This is a genomic window from Solirubrobacter ginsenosidimutans (genome assembly GCF_027587205.1).
Genome location: NZ_JAPDOD010000015.1, coordinates 46,074 through 64,593, shown reverse-complemented (window position 1 = coordinate 64,593; position 18,520 = coordinate 46,074). Strand labels below are relative to the sequence as shown.

General features: G+C 71.2%; 20 protein-coding genes. 15 read left to right on the top strand and 5 right to left on the bottom strand.

Annotated elements, in window-relative coordinates:
• The first annotated feature begins 180 nt into the window (after positions 1–180).
• From OM076_RS16730 to OM076_RS16690, 9 genes are read left to right on the top strand one after another with little or no spacing between them, the layout of a single operon-like run.
• The gene (locus OM076_RS16730) at positions 181–810 is read left to right on the top strand and encodes a CHAP domain-containing protein (protein WP_270041167.1); all 630 of its coding nucleotides are present in this window, start codon (positions 181–183) and stop codon (positions 808–810) included.
• A 32-nt stretch (positions 811–842) separates the two neighbouring features.
• The gene (locus OM076_RS16725) at positions 843–1,469 is read left to right on the top strand and encodes a PI-PLC domain-containing protein (protein WP_270041166.1); all 627 of its coding nucleotides are present in this window, start codon (positions 843–845) and stop codon (positions 1,467–1,469) included.
• Entirely contained in the window at positions 1,466–2,098 is a 633-nt protein-coding gene (locus OM076_RS16720; protein ID WP_270041165.1) for an HAD family hydrolase, read from the top strand. Before OM076_RS16725 ends, OM076_RS16720 begins: the two co-directional genes overlap by 4 nt.
• A complete protein-coding gene (locus OM076_RS16715) occupies positions 2,095–2,850 on the top strand; it encodes a glycosyltransferase family 2 protein (RefSeq protein ID WP_270041164.1) in 756 nt (251 codons plus the stop codon). The genes OM076_RS16720 and OM076_RS16715 overlap by 4 nt, the downstream gene beginning before the upstream one ends.
• The gene (locus OM076_RS16710) at positions 2,847–3,173 is read left to right on the top strand and encodes a hypothetical protein (protein ID WP_270041163.1); all 327 of its coding nucleotides are present in this window, start codon (positions 2,847–2,849) and stop codon (positions 3,171–3,173) included. The genes OM076_RS16715 and OM076_RS16710 overlap by 4 nt, the downstream gene beginning before the upstream one ends.
• Positions 3,174–3,178: 5 nt before the next feature.
• Positions 3,179–3,946 carry a glycosyltransferase family 2 protein gene (locus OM076_RS16705; protein ID WP_270041162.1) on the top strand — a complete coding sequence of 256 codons (768 nt, stop codon included), beginning with the start codon at positions 3,179–3,181 and terminating at the stop codon, positions 3,944–3,946.
• The gene (locus OM076_RS16700) at positions 3,943–5,097 is read left to right on the top strand and encodes a glycosyltransferase family protein (protein WP_270041161.1); all 1,155 of its coding nucleotides are present in this window, start codon (positions 3,943–3,945) and stop codon (positions 5,095–5,097) included. The genes OM076_RS16705 and OM076_RS16700 overlap by 4 nt, the downstream gene beginning before the upstream one ends.
• Positions 5,098–5,132: 35 nt before the next feature.
• On the top strand, positions 5,133–5,318 hold the full coding sequence (locus OM076_RS16695; RefSeq protein ID WP_270041160.1) for a hypothetical protein: 186 nt from the start codon (positions 5,133–5,135) through the stop codon (positions 5,316–5,318).
• A gap of 9 nt (positions 5,319–5,327) precedes the next feature.
• Positions 5,328–5,516 (top strand): hypothetical protein, encoded by a 189-nt coding sequence (locus OM076_RS16690; RefSeq protein WP_270041159.1) that lies wholly within the window; start codon positions 5,328–5,330, stop codon positions 5,514–5,516.
• Here OM076_RS16690 and purM read toward each other — a convergent pair.
• The 5 genes from purM to OM076_RS16665 form a co-directional block, all read right to left on the bottom strand.
• On the bottom strand, positions 5,513–6,568 hold the full coding sequence (gene purM, locus OM076_RS16685) for a phosphoribosylformylglycinamidine cyclo-ligase (protein ID WP_270041157.1): 1,056 nt from the start codon (positions 6,566–6,568) through the stop codon (positions 5,513–5,515). The two genes, OM076_RS16690 and purM, sit on opposite strands and share 4 nt — an antisense overlap.
• Positions 6,565–7,335 (bottom strand): undecaprenyl-diphosphate phosphatase, encoded by a 771-nt coding sequence (locus OM076_RS16680; RefSeq protein ID WP_270041156.1) that lies wholly within the window; start codon positions 7,333–7,335, stop codon positions 6,565–6,567. Before OM076_RS16680 ends, purM begins: the two co-directional genes overlap by 4 nt.
• Positions 7,325–7,969, bottom strand: coding sequence for a DedA family protein (locus tag OM076_RS16675; protein WP_270041155.1), 645 nt, complete (start codon positions 7,967–7,969; stop codon positions 7,325–7,327). The genes OM076_RS16680 and OM076_RS16675 overlap by 11 nt, the downstream gene beginning before the upstream one ends.
• Positions 7,970–7,992: 23 nt before the next feature.
• Positions 7,993–8,445, bottom strand: a complete 453-nt coding sequence (locus tag OM076_RS16670) for an STAS domain-containing protein (protein ID WP_270041154.1) — start codon at positions 8,443–8,445, stop codon at positions 7,993–7,995.
• Positions 8,446–8,541: 96 nt separating this feature from the next.
• A complete protein-coding gene (locus OM076_RS16665; protein WP_270041153.1) occupies positions 8,542–9,345 on the bottom strand; it encodes a serine protease in 804 nt (267 codons plus the stop codon).
• Between the two features lie 54 nt (positions 9,346–9,399).
• Between OM076_RS16665 and OM076_RS16660 the strand changes: the two genes are divergently transcribed.
• The 6 genes from OM076_RS16660 to OM076_RS16635 are packed head-to-tail and all read left to right on the top strand — an operon-like array spanning position 9,400 to position 18,342.
• Positions 9,400–10,398, top strand: coding sequence for a DUF354 domain-containing protein (locus tag OM076_RS16660; protein ID WP_270041152.1), 999 nt, complete (start codon positions 9,400–9,402; stop codon positions 10,396–10,398).
• 41 nt (positions 10,399–10,439) lie between these two features.
• Complete coding sequence (locus OM076_RS16655; protein WP_270041151.1) at positions 10,440–12,356, top strand: polysaccharide biosynthesis protein; 1,917 nt, start codon at positions 10,440–10,442, stop codon at positions 12,354–12,356.
• Positions 12,357–12,374: 18 nt separating this feature from the next.
• A complete protein-coding gene (locus OM076_RS16650) occupies positions 12,375–13,493 on the top strand; it encodes a LytR C-terminal domain-containing protein (protein WP_270041150.1) in 1,119 nt (372 codons plus the stop codon).
• A gap of 15 nt (positions 13,494–13,508) precedes the next feature.
• The gene (locus tag OM076_RS16645) at positions 13,509–15,386 is read left to right on the top strand and encodes a N,N-dimethylformamidase beta subunit family domain-containing protein (protein ID WP_270041149.1); all 1,878 of its coding nucleotides are present in this window, start codon (positions 13,509–13,511) and stop codon (positions 15,384–15,386) included.
• Positions 15,383–16,942: an O-antigen ligase family protein gene (locus OM076_RS16640; protein ID WP_270041148.1), complete on the top strand. Its 1,560-nt coding sequence runs from the start codon at positions 15,383–15,385 to the stop codon at positions 16,940–16,942. Before OM076_RS16645 ends, OM076_RS16640 begins: the two co-directional genes overlap by 4 nt.
• Entirely contained in the window at positions 16,939–18,342 is a 1,404-nt protein-coding gene (locus OM076_RS16635) for a hypothetical protein (protein ID WP_270041147.1), read from the top strand. The genes OM076_RS16640 and OM076_RS16635 overlap by 4 nt, the downstream gene beginning before the upstream one ends.
• Positions 18,343–18,520 lie beyond the last annotated feature (178 nt).

Genomic DNA, 18,520 nt, shown 5'->3' with positions numbered 1-18,520 from the left:
GCCATACAGGGCATCCCCGCCCCCTCCCACTCTCGTAGTTCGAGGTACATACGGGTTGCTGGAGGGCAACCCACACATACCCCACCGAGGGACGGATCGCTAACGGGCGGCCTCTTACGAGGCCGCCCGTCTGCGTTAAGACCTCAAGTTTCTCTGGACGAGTGTCGAAGCAGACCGTGCATGAGTTACGACGTCGCCCTCGCCCGGATCGCCCAGCTGCAATCGCTCTTCGCGGCTCCTGCGGCAGCCGCTCCGGCCGCCACCGCCACCACTCCTCCCGCGTCGACGACGACCTTCTCGACCGCGCTCCAGAGCGCCGGGACCGCCACGCTCGCGGGCACGACGGCGGCGCAGCAGCCCGCCTCCAGCGCCGGCCAGGCCATCGTCAACCTCGTCAGCAACGAGGTCGGCGTCGCCGAGCAGCCTCCCGGCTCCAACGACTCCCCCCGCATCGCTCAGTACCGCCAGGCCACCGCCGGTTCAGGCGTCGGCCCGTGGTGCGCGTACTTCACCTCGTGGGCGGCGCGCGAGACGGGTGTCCCGCTCGGCGACAACGGTCAGGGCTTCGGCCGCGTCGACGACGTGTACGCGTGGGCGCAGAAGGCCGGCAAGGCGATCCCGAACACGGGCGCAGACGTCAAGCCCCAGCCCGGCGATCTGATCGTCTGGGACGAGCACATCGGCGTCGTCGAGTCCGTCGGCACTGATGGCACCATCAACACGATCGAGGGCAACTCCTCCGATCAGGTCTCGCGGCGCTCGTACGCCCCGGGCCAGCGCCCGGCTATCGGCTACGTGCGGCTCGGCTGAGTTAGCATGCGCCGAGAGGTGCGCAGCGGCTCATGACTTTGCTCGCTCATCGCGGCCTTTGGGTCGTGGCCAGCCAGCGCAACACGCTCGAGGCGTTTCGCGACGCCTTCGTCAACGGCTTCGGGATCGAGATCGACGTTCGCGACCTCGCGGGTGAGCTCGTGGTCAGCCACGATCCGCCCGTCGCCGGCGCGCTGGGCTTCGACGCGGTCCTGGACGAGTACCTGGCGCAGGGCACACCAGGCCTGCTGGCCGTCAACGTCAAGGCCGACGGCCTGCATGCGCTGCTGACCGAGGCGCTGGCGCGCGTGCCGGCCGAGCGCTGGTTCGCCTTCGACATGTCGGTGCCGGACACGCGCGGCTACGCGCAGTCGGCGCTCCCGTTCTACACCCGCCACAGCGACCTCGAGGCCGACCCGTCGCTCTACGACGCGGCCGGCGGTGTCTGGCTGGACGACTTCGCGGGCGGGTTCATCGACGAGCCGAAGATCGCCGCGCACCTGGCCGCCGGCAAGCACGTCGCCGTGGTCTCGCCCGAGTTGCACCGCCGCGAGCATCGCGAGACGTGGGAGCAGTGGGCCCGTTGGGACGTCTGGGCCGATCCGCGCGTGCACCTGTGCACCGACCATCCGCTGGAGGCGCAGGAGGTCTTCGCATGATCAAAGCCGTGCTGTTCGACATGGACGGCGTGCTCATCGACGCGCGCGACTGGCACTACGAAGCCCTCAATCGCGCGCTCGGGCTGCTCGGTTACGAGATCACCCGCTACGAGCACCTCAGCGCCTACGACGGCCTGCCGACCGGTCGCAAGCTCGAGATGCTCAGTGTGGAGCACGGCCTGCCGCGGGAGCTGCATTCGTTCCTCAACGGCCTCAAGCAGCAGTACACGCTCGAGTTCGTCGCCACCCGCTGCAAGCCGGTCTTCCAGCACCAGTACATGCTCGCCCGCCTCGCGCAGGCCGGGTACGCGCTGGGCGTGGCCTCCAATTCCGTGCGCCGGACGGTCGAGGAGATGATGGAGCGCTCCGACCTCGCGCGCTACCTCGACGTGATGGTCTCAAACCAGGACGTCTCCCGCGGCAAGCCCGACCCGGAGATCTACGTCAAGGCGATGTCGATGCTCGACGTCGCGCCGGAGCAGACGCTGATCGTGGAGGACAATGAGAACGGCATCAAGGCCGCCACGGCCGCAGGCGCGCACGTCCTCGTCGTGGAGGATCCGGGCGACGTGAACCTCGAACGCGTCACGACGCGGATCGCGGCGGTCGAGGGGAGCGTGGTCGCGTGAGGCTGCTCGTCCTGATGGCCGGTGACAGCGCGCTGTTCGAGGTCGCCGGGTTCAAGTACCCGAAGAACCTCGTCGAGATCGACGGCAAGCCGCTGGTGCAGCGGGTGATCGAAGGCCTCGGCGAGGTCATGGACACCGCCTCGGAGGCCATCTTCCTCGTGCGCGAGGAGGAGAACCGGCGCCATCACACCGACGACGTGATCCGCCTGCTGGCGCCGGACGCCACCGTGCTCGGCGTCCCCGCGCTGGCCAGCGGCGCGGCGTGCACGGCGCTGCACGCGATCAGCCACATCGACCGCGACGAGCCGCTGCTGGTCTTCAACGGCGACCACGTGCTCGACGACGACCTGCCGAACATCCTCGCCGGCTTCGAGGCGGCCGGGCTCGACGGCGGCGTGATCACCTTCGACGCGGTCCACCCGCGCTGGTCCTACGTCCGCGTCGACGCCGACGGGTTCGTGCTCGAGGCGGCCGAGAAGCGCCCGATCAGCCGCTACGCCACCGCGGGCATCTACTGGTTCGCGCGCGGCGGCGACTTCCTGGACTCGGTGATGGAGATGATCCGCAAGGACGCTTCGGTGGAGGGCGCGTTCTACGTCTGCCCCGCCTACAACGAGATGATCCTCAACGGGCTGTCGATCGGCATCCATCACGTCGACCGCGAGCGCTACTTCTCGCTCTCCTCGATGCACGGGGTCAACGCGTACGAGGAGCACCTCGCGAACGTGCGCCGGGGAGCGGTGGCGTCGTGAACGTCCACAAGCTCGACGGGATGGTCCGCGGCTGGTTCGTCGGGGACTTCGAGCCCGCCGTCCACCGCACGTCGGAGGTCGAGGTCGCCGTGAAGTCCTACGTCGCGGGTGAGCGCGAGGAGCGTCACGTGCACAAGATCGCGACCGAGCTGACCGCCGTGGTCACGGGCCGCGTGCGGATGGACGGTGTCGAGCTCGGGCCCGGCGACATCGCCGAGCTGCGTCCGGGCGAGCCGAGCGACTTCCTTGCCCTGACCGACGCGACCGTCGTGGCCGTCAAGCTGCCGGCCGTCGCCGGCGACAAGTACCTCGTGGAGGACTGACCTTCGTGCTGACGATCGTGATTCCGATGGCCGGGCGCGGCAGCCGCTTCGCCGACGCCGGCTACGAGTTGCCCAAACCGCTGATCCCGATCCACGGCGTGCCGATGATCGAGGTCGTCGTGCGCAACCTCGCCCCGAGCGAGCCGGCGCGCTTCGTCTTCCTCTGCCAGGCCGAGCATCTGCGGACGTTCGCGTTCGAGGCGGACCTGCGCCAGGCCGCGCCCGGGTGCGAGATCGTGCCGGTCGACGGCATCACCGAAGGGGCCGCGTGCACGGTGCTGCTCGCCGAGGAAGTCATCGACCCCGACGACGTGCTGGTGATCGCCAACAGCGACCAGTGGGTCGATCGCACGATGGACGTCCACCTCGCCGCGCTGCGGCGTGACGACCTCGACGGGCTGATCATGACCATGACGGCCGACGACCCGAAGTGGTCGTTCGTGCGTCTGGGCGACGACGGCCGCGTCACCGAGGTCGTCGAGAAGGTGGTCATCTCCGACGAGGCCACCGTCGGCATCTACACCTTCGCCCGCGGCGGCGACTTCGTCCGCGCCGCGAAGGCGATGATCGCGGCCGACGAGCGCGTCAACGGCGAGTTCTACGTCGCTCCGGTCTACAACCAGCTGATCGCCGCGGGCGCGCGGATCGGGATCGACAACGTCGGCTCCGTCGGAGACGGCATGTACGGGCTCGGCATCCCCGCCGACTACGAGCAGTTCGTCTCGCTCCCGATCTCGCGGCGCGCCGCCGGTGCGGAGCAGGTGTCGTCGTGAGCAAGCGCAAGCTCTGGCTCGAGTTCGACTGGGACGCGCCGCAGGCCAGTCTCGACGCGCTCGCCGCCTACCTGCGGAGTATCCGCGACGGCGACCCCGTGGAGCTGGCGGTCACGGCCGGAGCGCTGACCGAGGCCGAGGCGGGCGAGCGCTTCGTCGCCCTCGCCCGCTCGACGCCGCGGATCGTCGAACGCTGGGCGTGGCTGCCGGACATCGTCATCTACACGGGCAGCGTGCCCGCCGACGTGCCGGAAAGCGACCGGCTGCTCGGGGCGGGCGCCTCGGCGCCGCACCGGCTGCGCGAGCAGTTCGCGCGCTACGTCGCGGTTACGCCGGTCCTCAACCAGGCGGCGTGGGCGCAGACGTTCGAGCCCGAGCCGGGGTTCCGGCACCTCGTCATCGACAACGCGTCCGACGACGGGACGGCGGACATCCTGGTCGAGCGCGGGGCCGACGTCGTGCGCGAGACCGAGCGGGTCGGGCGCGTCGACAACTGGGCCCGGGCGGCGAACGCGTTCCTCGAGCGCACCGACGCCGAGTGGATGAAGTGGGTGTTCGCGGGCGACGGGCTGCTGCCGGGCGCCGCCGGCATCCTGGACCGCGCGCTCGCTGCGCACGGGAACATCAAGCTGATCTCCTTCCAGTACGACTGGCGCCGGGCCGACGGCGTCGTCGTGCCGTTCTGCTCGTTGCCCGAGACGCGGGTCGTGCAGCCGGTCGAGTCAGCGGAGCGTTTCGCGGTCCAGGGCAACTGGCTCGGAGGGCCCGTCGGCCTGCTGGTGCATCGCGACGTCGTCGCGAACCTCGAGTTCGGCCACCACCCGTTCGTCTCCGACTGGCAGGCGTCGATGCAGATCGCCCTGCGCCACCCGGTCCTGTACGTCGCCGGCGAGCCGATCGGGTACTTCGATCAGGGCCGCGAGCGCTACCACAACCAGCACGACCGCGACGTCTACACGGTCGTCCAGGACGCGGCGATGCGCTATCAGGCGCTGATGCGGCTGGGCGAGCTGGCGCCGGAGCGCGACCTGACCGAGCTGCGCGAGCAACTCGACCAGCGCCTGCTCGGGATCATGGCCGAGCGCTCGAAGGCGTCCGCGCCTCCACCGCGCCAGCGCTCCGGCGGGAGCAAGAAGCGCACGCGGCGCTGAGGCTGAGCCCCGTCACGGCGGGGTAGCCTCCGTGTATGGCGGATCCCGAGACCAAAGAGCTCCAGCTCGAGCAGGTCCAGCGCGAGCTCGCCGAGCGCAAGCAGGCCGACGAGGCGGACTTGCCGCCCGAGGAGCGCACCCACGAGCGCCGTGCCGATAAGCACGAGTACCTGCGAGAGAAGCTGGCCGAGCGTGCGCGCTCGGAGGACGAAAACGGGTAGGCCCTGCCCGTGACCGAGCACGAACAGCAGGCCGACGAGTTGCAGGAGCTCTCCGAGCAGGTCGGCGACGACATTGCCGAGGCCCGCGAGGACTGGGAGCGCAAGAAGGCCGACGACAAGGTTCCGGGCGCGCAGGGCGCGCCGCGGGGCGAGTCCGGGTCTGAGCTCCCGCCCCCGGAGCCCGACGAGACCGACTAGACGGCTTTCAGGCCTTCGGCGGTGCCGGTGACGCCGGGCGCGCTCACGTGCCCGGCCTGGTCGGTGACGATGCCGATCCGGCGCGTGCCTGCGTGGTGGCGGGCGAGCAGCGCGGTCGCCGCGTCCGCGTGCGCCTCGGGAACGACGGCGACGAAGCCGCAGCCCATGTTGAAGACCGCCCACGCCTCGGCGTCGGAGACCGCCCCGCGCTCGCGCACGAGGTCGATGATCGGCGGGACGGGCAGCGGGTCGGTGATCGCGAAGCCCGCGGCCTCGTTGAGGCGCAGCAGGTTCAGCAGGCCGCCGCCGGTGATGTGGGCGAGGCCGTGCACCGGGATGCCGGAGCGGATCAGCTCGAGCGCCGCGCGGACGTAGATCACCGTCGGCGCGAGCAGCGCGTCGGCCAGCGTGCCGTCCTCGAAGGCGCCGTCGAGCGGGAGATCCTGCGTCGCGCGGCGGGCCAGCGAATAGGAGTTCGAGTGCAGGCCGCTGCTCGGGAGGCCGATCAGCGCGTCGCCCGGGGCGATCTTCGTGCCCGTGATCATCTGGTCCAGCGCGACCGTGCCGAAGCACGTCGCGGTCAGATCGAAGCCGTTGGGCGACGGGTGACCCTTGATCAGCTCGGGCAGGATCGCGACCTCGCCGCCGGGGATCTCCACGCCGGCCAGCTCGGCGCCGGCCTTCAGCCCGCGGCCGATCTGTTCCATCACCTCGGGGTTGGCCTGCTCGACCGCGAGGTAGTCCAGCAGCGCGATCGGCTCCGCCCCGACGCACACGACGTCATTGACGTTCATCGCCACGCAGTCGATGCCGACGGTGTCGTAGCGGCCGGTCTGCTCGGCCAGGATCAGCTTGGAGCCGACGCCGTCGGTGCCGACGGCGATGCCGAGGTTGGGCGCGATCTCCAGCACGGCCGCGTAGTGGCCGGAGGCGAGGACGGAGCGGCTGGCCTTGCCGGTGTCGATGGTCTTGAGGACGCCGACGAGCGCGGCGACCGCGCGATCCGCGGCGTGCTGGTCCACGCCGGACCGTGCGTACGCGTCAGTGCTCACGGCGCTCGACGGTAGCGCAAGGCGAGGATGCCGCCCGCGAGCGCCACCCGCTCCGCCGCGTACGGCCACAGTGGCCGCCGGCGCTCGAGGCCGAGGAGCTTGAGTGCCACGGCCGTGCCGGCGAACGCGGCGCCCGCGCCGGTGGCCACGAGCCGCAGGTCCGCGTCCCTGCGCCCCCGCCAGGCCTTGAGTGCGGTCGCGCCGGCGAGCACGGGCCCGGCGACGCCGAAGCTCAGCCGCGAGGCGCCGGCCCGGTCGTAGCCGAGCGCCCGCGCCGCGGCGAGCGTCGCTCCGGTCCGCGACACGCCGGGGAAGAGCGCGCAGGCCTGCGCCGCGCCGAGCGCGAGGCCGGGGGTGCCCCGGGAAAGTGTCGCTCCGCGAGAGTCAGACGTGGCACCCCCCGCGCGATCGGCGGTCGCCAGCGCCGCCGCGCCGAAGAGCAGCCCCGCCGCCAACCCGCGCGGCCCGCCCAGGCGCGCCTCGATCGGCTTCTCCAGTGCGTAGCCCACGATCACCGGCGGGGCCAGCGAGAGCACCAGCGTCCGCAGGTCCGGCCGCACCCGCCACAACGACGGCGAGAGCGCCAGCAACGCTCCCGCGTGCAGCGCGACCTCCAGCTCTTTGCGGCGTTCGTCGGGCCACGACGCCACCGACCAGCCCAGCAGTTGCGGGATCGCCGCGATGTGGGCGGAGGACGAGACCGGCAGAAGCTCGGTCGCGCCCTGGATCAGCCCGAGCGCGACGACTTGCAGCGACTCAGGCGGCATCGACGGCGGCGGGTTCCGACCCGCGCCGCCGGCGGTAGCGCACGAACAGCCACACCACGCAGACCGCGATCGCCACGACGACGACGTAATCGACGTAGTGCAGGTGCTCCTTCCAATCCTCCCAGCGGTCGCCGGCCTGCTGGCCGATGAACGCGATCAGGAAGACCCAGGGGATGCAGCCGAGGACCGTGAAGACCGTGAAGCGCAGGAACGGCATCCGCGCCACGCCCGCGGGGAGCGAGATGAACGTCCGCACGATCGGGAGCATGCGCGAGAAGAAGACGGTGGCGTCGCCGTAGCGCTCGAACCAGTCGTCGGCCTTGTGCAGGTGGTGCGGCTTGATGAACACCTTGCGGCCGTGCTTCTCGAGCAGGTCCACGCGGCCGAAGTAGCCGATCCCGTACGCGATCCAGGAACCGATCAGGTTCGCGACGACGCCGACGGTGACGACCGTCAGCAGCGAGTACTCGCCGTTGGCGACGTTGAAGCCGGCGAACAGCATCGTCCCCTCGGAGGGGATCGGCAGGCAGGCGCTCTCGCCGACCATGAGCAGGAAGACGCCGACGAGGCCCAGCTTGTCGATCACATCGACGGCGAACTGGACCAGCGGGTCCGTGATGGATCCGAAGAGCACGGCGCTTTACGGTAGCCGCGAAGTTACGGCTGTGGTTCGATTCGCGGCAAAGTCAGTGAAGAAATCCGCTGCTTTGCACGCTGCGGCGGGCGCCGGATATCCGTCTTGGGCCGCAGCATCTTGAGGATCATCACGGCCTGGTCGACGTTGGCGGCGACGGCCGGGCGGTGGGCCACGTCGTAGGCGGCGAGGCGCTGGGCGACGGACTGCGTCGCGCCCGCGACGATCAGCTCGCCCTTGCGCGCCCGCAGCGCCGCCGCGACGTCGACGAGCGCGCCGAGCACCGGGTCGGTGATGTCGAAGGCCTCGGCGAGATCGAGGATCAGCCAGCGCACGCCGCCGTCCAGCGCGGACTCCACTCGGCGCCGCAGCTCCCCGCTCTCGTTCAACGCCCCGGTCACCTCGATCTGGTGCACGACGTCGTCCAGCCGGTGCTCACGGAAGGCCAGCGAGCCTGGCTTGGCTACGGCACGCAAGGATTGAGAGGTGAACATGGGCTGGACCGGGAACGCGCGGCGCGGTACAGAAGATATTTCCCACGCCGCGAGCCCGTCAAGCCTGCAATTGACCGATCAACCGATGATCGACCCCGTGAACTTCTCGGTGCCGGCGGCGAGGGTGACGTCCGGACCGCCGTGGGAGCGCATGTAGGCGAGCATCTTGCGCAGATCGGAGACGCCGTTGGAGAGCACGACCGGCGCCAGCTGGAGCGTGCTCAGGACGCCGAACGCGCGGCCCTGGGCGTCCATGAAACCCGAGCCCGAGTCGCCCGGGATGCCGGGGGAGACGGTGTAGACGAGGTGCGTCCAGCCGCCGCCGGAGGCGCCGAGGCTCTTGCCGAGCTTGGGCGAGAGCACCGTGATGCCCTGGCGCAGCGACGAGTTGCCGTAGGTGTAGACGTCGTCGAGCTGCGCGGTCGTCTCGCCGAGCGCGGTCGGGCCGCCGAGGGTCGGGACCGATGGGTTGACCTTGGCGTAGTCGGCCGGGTCGAGCTTGATCAGCCCGATGTCGTTGTAGGCGCAGGTGTCGGCGTCGGTCTCGCCGGCGGCCTGCATCGCCGTCCACGAGTTGTAGACGAGCGTGCCGGGCTTGGACGCGCCCGTGACCTCGACCGGCGTCCCGTTGGGCAGGCTCTGGGTCGTGCAGCCGTCGGTGTCGGTCTGCCCGCCGGTGCCGGAGCAGTGGGCGGCCTGGCCGATGTACACCGCGCCGGACGCGTCGGTGTAGATGAAGTTCGCCGTGCACTGGGCGCCGGCGGTGTAGGTCATGACGCCCGGGTGCACGGCGGCCGTCGAGGCCGGGGCCCAGGCGGAGGCGGAGGACGCGGCCCCGAGCGATGCGGCGAGGACGAGTCCGATGAGAAGGGTCTTGCGCATATCCGCACGAACGACGACGCGCCGGAAAACTTGTCCTAAGTAGCCTGCTGCACCTTGCGCGTCTGGATCGACCTCACCAACTCGCCGCACGTCCTGGTCATGCGGCCGGTCATCGACGTGCTGCGCGCCCGCGGGGACGAGGTGCTGGTCACGGCGCGTGACTTCGCGCAGACGCTCGGCCTGCTCGAGCGCTTCCAGATCGACCACACCGCGATCGGCCACCACCGCGGCGGCCGGCTCTCGGCCAAGGGGCTCGGGCTCGCCCAGCGCTCGGGCGCGCTCACCCGCTGGGCGAGCGGCCGCAGGATCGACGTCGCGCTCGGCCACGGCTCCAACGACATCTCGGTCGCGGCCAAGCTGCTGCGGATCCCGAGCGCGACCGCCTTCGACTACGAGTTCGCCCGCGTGCAGCACACGATCAACGGCCACCTGGCGACCCGGGTGGTGCTGCCGGACGTCATCCCGCCGGAGCGGGTCGCGCGCTACGGCATGACGCCCGCCAAGCTGCGCCCGTACGAGGGGCTCAAGGAGGAGTACTACCTCGCGGACTTCGAGCCCGACGAGGCGGTCCTGCGCGAGCTCGGGCTCACGCGCGAGCGCCCGCTGGCCGTGGTGCGCACGCCCCCTGCCGTCTCGCTCTATCACCGCTTCGACGCGCCGGTGTTCACCGAGGTGCTGCACAAGCTCAAGGGCGAGCAGGTCGTCGTGCTCCCGCGCACGGACGAGCAGCGCGCCGAGCTCGCCCGCGAGGGCGGGTTCATCGTCCCCGAGCAGGCGATCGACGCGCAGTCGCTGATCGCGTTCGCCGACCTCGTCATCTCCGGCGGGGGAACGATGAACCGCGAGGCGGTCGCGCTCGGCACGCCGGTCTGGACGACGTTCGAGGGACAGCTCGGCGCGGTCGACGAGCGCCTGATCGCCGACGGCCGGATGCACCGGCTCATGAGCGCCGGCGACGTGGTGCTCGAACACCGCGATAACGGCGCAACGGCGCCGGAACGGGTCCGCCGCGACCCGGCAGTCTTCACGGATCTGTTCGTGAAGGCGCGTTAGGCGCGGGTCTTCGCGCCGCCGAGCCCAATACACTGCCCCGGATGCGCCGCCGGCTTCGCACTGCGGCCTTTCCGATCCATCGCCACGCGCTTCCGCAGCTGGCGCTGGACGCGGGGCTGGTCGCGCTCGCCTACTACCTGGCCTATCGGCTCAGGTTCGACGGTGGCATCCCGACCGTGTACATGGACCTGTTCTGGCGGACGATCGCGTTCGCCATCGTCGGGTCGCTGCTGTGTTTCATCGGCGTCGGCATGTACCGCCATTGGATGCGGTACTCGTCGCAGCGCGAGTACCTCAAGATCGCGCAGGGCGTGCTCCTCGCCGTCCTCGCGCTCATCGGGTATGTCGCGGTCGTCCAGCCGCAGCTGATCTCCACCGGCTCCGGGTTCGTCGCCCGCTCGATCCCGACCGGCGTCCTGACGCTCTTCGGGCTGCTGCTGGGCGCGATGCTGACCGGCACGCGCTTTCTCGTGCACCTCGCCTACGGGCAGGGCCTGAACAATCTCCGCACGCGGCGCGACGCCCGCTCGGTGCTGATCGTCGGCGCCGGCGACGGCGGCCACCAGTTGCTGCACGAGCTGCGCAAGAGTCCCGAGCTCGGTTACCGCCCGGTCGGGTTCATCGACGACGACCCGAAGAAGAAGGGCATGGTGCTCGGCACCACCGACGACCTGGCGGAGGTGCTCGAGGACGTCGAGCCCGACGAGGTCCTGATCGCGATCCCGTCCGCCCCCGGCGCCCTGCGCGCCAAGGTCGTCAGCGCTTGCCGCGCGCGGAACATCACCGTGCGCACCATGCCCACGGTCTTCGAGCTGCTGCAGACGGGCGGAGCGCTCGCCCGGCAGCTGCGCGAGGTGCGCATCGAGGACGTCCTGGGCCGCGATCCCGTGCGGATGGAGATCGAGTCCGTCGGCGGCTATCTCACCGGCTCGAGCGTGCTCGTCACCGGCGCGGGCGGGTCGATCGGCTCCGAGCTCTGCCGCCAGATCGCGCGGGTCAATCCCAGCGTCCTCGTCCTGGTCGACAACGGCGAGGCGAACCTCTTCGAGATCGAGCGCGAGCTCGTCGGTGAGCGCCACATCGGCTTCACGAAGGCCGTGATGGCCGACGTGCGCGACGAGGAGCGGATGCGCGAGGTCTTCGCCGACTTCCGTCCCGAGGTCGTGTTCCACGCCGCCGCGTACAAGCACGTGGGGCTGATGGAGGACAACCCGATCGAGGCGGTGCGCAACAACGCGCTGGCCACCCGGGCGCTCACCGCGGTCGCGGGCGACTACGGCGTCCGGGCGTTCGTCCTCGTCTCGACCGACAAGGCGGTCGCCCCGGCGACGGTCATGGGCGCGTCCAAGGCGCTGGCCGAGTGGGCGGTCGAGGCCGCCGACTCGAGCTATGAGAAGACGGCGTTCTGTGCCGTGCGCTTCGGCAACGTGCTCGGTTCCTCGGGCTCGGTCGTCCCGATCTTCCGCCGCCAGATCCAGCAGGGCGGCCCGGTCACGGTGACCGACCCGCAGATGACGCGCTTCTTCATGACGATCCCTGAAGCGGTTCAGCTCGTGATCCGCTCCGGCTCGCTCGCCCAGGGCGGCGAGGTCTACGCGCTCGAGATGGGCGACCCCGTCCGCATCATGGATCTGGCCCAGGACATGATCAGCTTCTCGGGCTTGGAGCCCGGGCGCGACATCGCGATCGAGATCGTCGGCAGGCGTCACGGCGAGAAGCTCCACGAGGAGCTCTTCAACGCCTACGAGCGGCCTGAGACGACGGCGGCGAAGAAGATCCTGCGCGCCGCGCGGCCGGCCGTCGACCCGGCGTGGGTGGACTATGTCTTCGACAAGATCGGGATGCTCGTCGGCGAGGGCGACGCGGTCAGCCTGGCGGCCGCCGTCGAAGAGCTTGCAGGGGGTCGCCGGGCAGTTGTCGAAGCTTCCGCGGAGTCCCCGGCTCATCCGGCCTCCTAGACTGTTCTGCTCGGCTCCATGGTGCTGATCGCGTTCTCGCTCCAGGACCAGGTTGAGAAGTACGGTGCCTACGTCGGCATCGGCGCCTTCTTCGGCCTGGCCATTCTCTCCTTGCTCTACTTCGCCCAGGCGCGCGAAGTCAAACGCCTGCGCGAATGGGCGGGCCGTGCGCCCGAGCGCGCGGCCGAGCTCGAGATGGCCGTCGCCGAGCATGCGCAGGAGGTCCGGCGCGCGCCCGTGACGCCCGTCCCGCGGCCGCAGCCCGTCGCCCAGCCGCTCTCGCAGTCGGTCGCGGTGGCCGCGACCAATGGCGCGGTCAAGCTCAAGCCTGAAGAGGTCGCGGCGCTCGCGTTCGCGCGCTCCGCCGGCGTCCACGAGCCGCACGAGCCGAAGGCGCATCCGGTCGCCGCCGTCGCCGCCCCGCCCACGGAGGTCGCCGCTGCCGGCGCCGCCGTCGCCGCGGGCGAGCCTGCCGCCGCGCAGGCCCTCAACGGCGGTGGCAACGGCTCGCGCGCCGTGCCCGCACCGGCGACGCCCGCCGCGCGCCGCGCCGACGTTCCGCCTCCTCCGCCACTTCCGCCGCGTCGCGCCGCCGTCCAGGGCCGCCGCCCGACCCCGCCGCCCCCGCGCCGTGAGGGGTCGAGCATGGTCGCGGTCATCGTCGTCGCGATCATCGGCGTGATCGTCGTCGGCGGCACCCTCTTCTTCGTCCTGCGCAGCGGTGGCGGCGACGATAACCAGGCGCCCGCGACGGGCAAGGTCATCGCGACCGCGACGCCCGAGGCCAAGGCGACCAGGACGCCTACGCAGACGGCCGCGCCGACGAAGGCGACCGCGTTGATCGCCGTGTACAACGGCACCTCGCAGGACGGCCTGGCGGGGACGATCCGCGACCAGCTGCGCACGGACGGCTACCCCGACAACCACCTCGGCGCGGATACCGCCCCGCCCGAGCAGCAGCGCACCACTTCGGTCGTGATGTACCGCCGCGGCGCCAAGACCGCCGCACAAGGCGTGGCGGAGTCGCTCGGCATCAACGCCGTGCAGCAGCTCGACCAGGCCACCCAGACGTTGATCGCGAACGCGCCGAAGAAGTGGAACGTGGTCGTCATCGTCGGCAGCGACAAGACGAATTAACCCCGTGAGGGCGTCGTGACGCTCGTCGCCAGGGTCACCTTCCTGGTGCTCGTCGGCGCCTCGTTCTCTGCCTTCTTCGTGGCGCAGCGGCTCAAGAGCACGCCTCCGTACATCGAGGCCGCCTCGGTCGATCGCTACTTCTCGCCCAACGGCGACGGACAGCGCGACGTCAACCAGTTCTCGATCACGCTGCGCGTGGCCGATGACGCCACGGTCGACGTGGTCAATCTCGACGGCGACCGCGTCAAGCGGCTGGCCGAGAACGTCGCGGTGCAGCGCTATCGCCCGCTGCGCCTGAAGTGGGACGGCACCGACGACGCCGGCGGGCGCGTGCCCGACGGGCGCTACCGGCTGCGGGTGGCGATGCGCAACGAGGGGCGCTCGGCGACGATCCAGAAGACGATGACGGTCGACACCAAGGCGCCGGACCCCGTGGCCTGCATCGGGTTCAAGTGCTCGGACACGAAGCACATGGGCAACGTCATCTCGCAGGGCGACCGGCGGGTGCTGATCTACGTCCGCGGTGTGTCGCGCTTCCCGACGCGCTTCTCGCTCTACCGCACGGACGAGGGCAAGCCGCGCAAGATCGCCGACCTGCCGCCGCTCAAGGGCGGGTTCAACCGCAAGGTCTGGGACGGGCTGGTCGACGGCAAGCCGCTGCCCCCGGGGACCTATCTGGTGCAGGTGCGCGTGCGCGACACGGCGCGCAACGTCGGCGTCTCGCCCGCCGAGTTCGCGGTGGGCGCGATCCGCGGCCGCCCGGGCATCACCGTGCGCGGGTTGGCCGCCCAGCCGCCGCTGCGGCCCGTGACCGAAGGGCAGCGGGTCGAGGTCCACGTCGACGCGCGCGGCGCCGCCTATCGCTGGCGTGTGCGCCGCGTAGGCGACTCGGCGGTCCGCAAGCGCGGCACCGAGACCGCGCCGGTGCTCGCGTTCCGCGCACCCAAGGGTCCGTCGGGCGTGTACCTGCTCGAGCTGCGCGCCGGGCGCTGGCACACGACCGTGCCGTTCCTGGTCCAGGCCGAGAAGCGTTCGAGCGTGCTCGTGGTCGTCCCCGCGGTGTCGTGGCTGGGCACCGACAAGGTCGACGACCGGCCGTTCGACGGGCTCCCGAACACGCTGACCGACGGCGGCACCGTTCGCTGGCCGCGGGCGTTCGTGGGCGACGACGGCCTCCCGGCCGGCTTCGCGACGCAGATCGCGCCGCTGCTCGTCTTCCTCGATCGCCAGCGGATCCGCTACGACCTCACGAGTGACCTGGACCTCGACCTCACGCGCAATCCCCGCGCTTCCGACCGCCCGGGCGTGCTGTTCGCGGGCAGCGAGCGCTGGATCACGCGGACCCTGGCGAAGCGCTTGCGCCGCTACGTGACCGACGGCGGCCACGTCGCGCTCTTCGGCGGCGACACGATGCTCCGCGGCGTGCGGCTGCGGGTGTTCGACGCCGAGGACTCCGGGACGCTGTCGCGGGCCACGCAGCCGACGTCGACGGATCCCTTCGGCGCGCGGATCGGCAAGACGCGCACGCTCGCGGCGCCGGCGACGCTCTCGCAGTTCGACGGCTCGACGGAGTACGGGCTGATGGAGGGCGCGAACGACCTGCCGGGGTTCAAGGTGCTGCAGGAGTCGACGCTGGTGGACGGCAAGGCCGACCTCGCGTCCGTCGGGCAGCCGCTGACGCCGGAGGAAGAGGCCGCGTCGGTGTCCTCGGGCAAGGACCCGCGAGAGATCCGCCCCGCCCTGGCTGCGACCCAGCTCGGCAAGGGCGTCGTCATCCGCGTCGGCCTGCCGGAGTGGACATCCAAGCTCGCTGACAGCAATGTCTCACAGGTGACGCGCAACATCATCGACATCCTGCGCGGCGTGCAACCACGGATCCGGTCGACCAAATGAGCGATACGGCAGCCTTCAGCGACGGGGTGCTCGTCGGCGGCATGGTGCTCGCGGCCACGTGCGCGGCGGGTGCCGTGGTCGCACGGACGGTGCGCGGGCGCGCGTGGGCGATGCTCGGCGCGCTCGTCCTGACGCCGGTCCTGCTGCTCTCGGAGATCTGGAACTCGCCGCAGCTTGAGTCCGTGCGCAACCGTGGCGCGCTGGCGCTGGTGGCGGCGTGCGTGGGGTTGGCGTGCATGGGCGCGTTGGCGTGGTTGTTCGCCCGTCGCCCGGGGGTGCTGGGCGTGGCGGCGCTGGCGGCCTTGCCGTTCCGCGTGCCCGTGCAGTCGGGTGGGTCGACGTCGAACCTCCTGGTGCCGCTCTACGTCGTGATCGGGGCGGGCGCGGTGGCGTGGCTCGTACCGCGGCTCGGGACCCGGCGGGCGGGTGAGGTGCCGGCGGAGCGGGCCGGAGCGCTGGAGTGGGTGCTGGTCGGCGGCATCGTGCTCTACGCGTTGCAGAGCGTCTACGCGGACGACTCGGCCAAGGCGCTCGAGCAGGTGGTGTTCTTCTACGTGCCGTTCATGCTGCTCTTCGCGCTCCTGCGCGGGCTGCCGTGGACGCCGCAGCAACTGGCCTGGGGCGGGGGCGCGCTCGTGGCGCTCGCGCTGATCTTCACCGCGATCGGCTTCTGGGAGTTCCAGACGCGCAGCCTGCTGCTGAACCCGAAGGTCATCGCCTCCAACCAGGTGGAGGAGTACTTCCGCGTCAACTCGCTGTTCTTCGATCCGAACATCTACGGGCGCTTCCTCGCGTTGGTGATGATCGGGTTGGCGTCGGTGCTGATCTGGGCCAAGCGGGCGCGGTCGATCTGGTTGACGATCGTGGCGCTCGTCATCCTGTGGGGCGGGCTGATCACGACGCTCTCGCAGTCGAGCTTCGCGGCACTGTTGCTGGGCCTCACGGTGCTGGCCTGGCTGCGCTGGGGTGGTCGTGTCGTGGCGGCGCCGGTGGCGGTGGCGGTCGTGGCGGGCGCCGTCATCGTCTTCGCGTTCCCGCACGCGCTGCGGCTGGACCTCGGCGACTCGGGGTCCGTCGACAAGGCGACCTCCGGGCGCTTTGACCTGATGCGCGGCGGCATCGACCTCGCCCGCGAGAAGCCGCTCCTCGGTTGGGGCTCGGGGTCGTTCGCCGCCGAGTACCGCGGTCACGAGAAGAGCTCCGGCCGCGAGGCGGTCGCCGCGTCGCACACGATCCCGATCACGGTCGCGGCTGAGCAGGGGATCGTCGGCTTCCTCGCCTACGTGGCGCTGTTGGCGCTCGCGTTCGTCCGGCTGCTGCGGGGCGCGCGGGGGTCGCCCGTCCGAGCGGCGATCGCCGCCGGCTTCGCCGCGCTGGTGTTGCACACGTGGCTCTACGCCGCGTTCCTCGAGGATCCGGTGACGTGGACACTGCTCGCCCTCGGCACCGCCCTCGCGTTCCCGCCCGGTGAGCGAGGCGAGGCGGACGAGGACGTCGCGGCGGCCCTCAACGGCCACCGACGCGAGCCGGCGGTCGTGGCGCGCTCGCTCCAGTGACCGGCAGCCGCTTCGCGCGGCCGGTCGAGTACGCGGCGGCGGCGCTGGCAGTGGGCGTCGCGGTGCTCGTGTGGGCGATCACGCGCACCTATCCCAACTACGACTCCTACTACCACCTGGTGTGGGGGCGGCAGTTGCTGCACGGGATGGAGCCGACCTTCACCGCGTACGCCGCGCCGACGCAGCACCCGCTCTACGTGGCGCTCGGCGCCGTGCTGGGCTTGGTCTTCGGCGAGAGCGCGGATCGCGCCCTGGTGCTCGTGTGCCTGCTCTCGCACGCGGCGCTGGTCTTCGGGACCTACCGGCTCGGCGCGGCGGTCTTCGGGCGCTGGAGCGGGCTCGTCGCGGCGCTCTTCGTCGCCGCGAGCGCGTCGTTCCTGCTCTACGCGGCGCGCGGGTACGTCGACGCGCCGTTCCTCGCCCTGGTCGTCTGGGCGGGTGTGCTGGCGGCGACTGACCGCTCGCCGTGGGTCCTGCTGGTCCTTGCGGGCCTGCTGCGGCCCGAGGCGTGGGTGCTGGCGGGTCTGGCCTGGCTCTGGTACGTGCGGGGGTCAGAGCGGCGCGTGTGGATCACGGTGGCCGTGGTGTTCGCGCCTGTGGTCTGGGCGCTGTCGGATTGGATCGTCACCGGCGACCCGCTGCACTCCCTGCACGCGACCTCCGACCTCGCCGACGACCTCGGGCGCGTGCGCGGGTTGCAGCACGTCCCCGGCTCGTTCGTCTCGTTCGTCGGCGCGACGGTCCGGCCGCCGGTCGCGGCGCTGGCGCCGATCGGCTTCGTGCTGGCGTGGCGGATCATGGGGTGGGAGCGCATGCGGGTGCCGCTGGCGCTGTTCGCGGCGGGCGTGATCACGTTCGTCGGCACCGGTGCCCTGGGCCTCTCGATCCTCCCGCGCTACCTGACCGTCCCGTCGGTCGCGCTGTGCCTGTTCGCGGGCTACGCGCTCGTGGGGTTCACGGCTTTGGCGCACGATCATCCTTGGCGGCTGTGGTGGGCGCGCGGGTCGGCCGCGGCGACGGTCGTGGGCGCGATCGGCCTGCTCATCCTCGCGCCGTCGCTGTCGAACGTGCGCGAGGAGCTGCGCTTCATCCGCGCGACCCACGACTCCCTGATCGCCACGCTCGACGACCCGCAGGTGCGGGCGGGGCTGCGCTGCGGGCCGCTGACGTTCCCGACCTACCGCTTGGTGCCGGACTCGAAGTGGCATCTTCCGGACGCCGTCGTCGGGGCACGATCCGCGCAGCGCCGGTCGTCGGGCGTGGAGGTCTTCGCGCTGGGCCAGAAGGCGTTGATGCGGTACGGGTTCGCGGCGGGGACGTCGCCGTCGGTGAACCTGCCGAGTCCCGGGTTCTCGCCGGTGGCGCGGCACGGTCTGTTGGCTGCGTATCGGCGGTGTTGACGAAAGTCAACTGCGCCGGGTGGGGGAGGGGGGAGTGGCGCACCCTCCGGGTCTGACTCGCCGTGAGTCCGGGTCGCGGCACGGCTCTGTTGGGTCGAAGTGTGGTGCTGGGATACCGACAGTTACGGGCGTGGGCTGGTCAGTGTGTCCCGCACTCGCGGTTGTCCCGGTCGCCGTG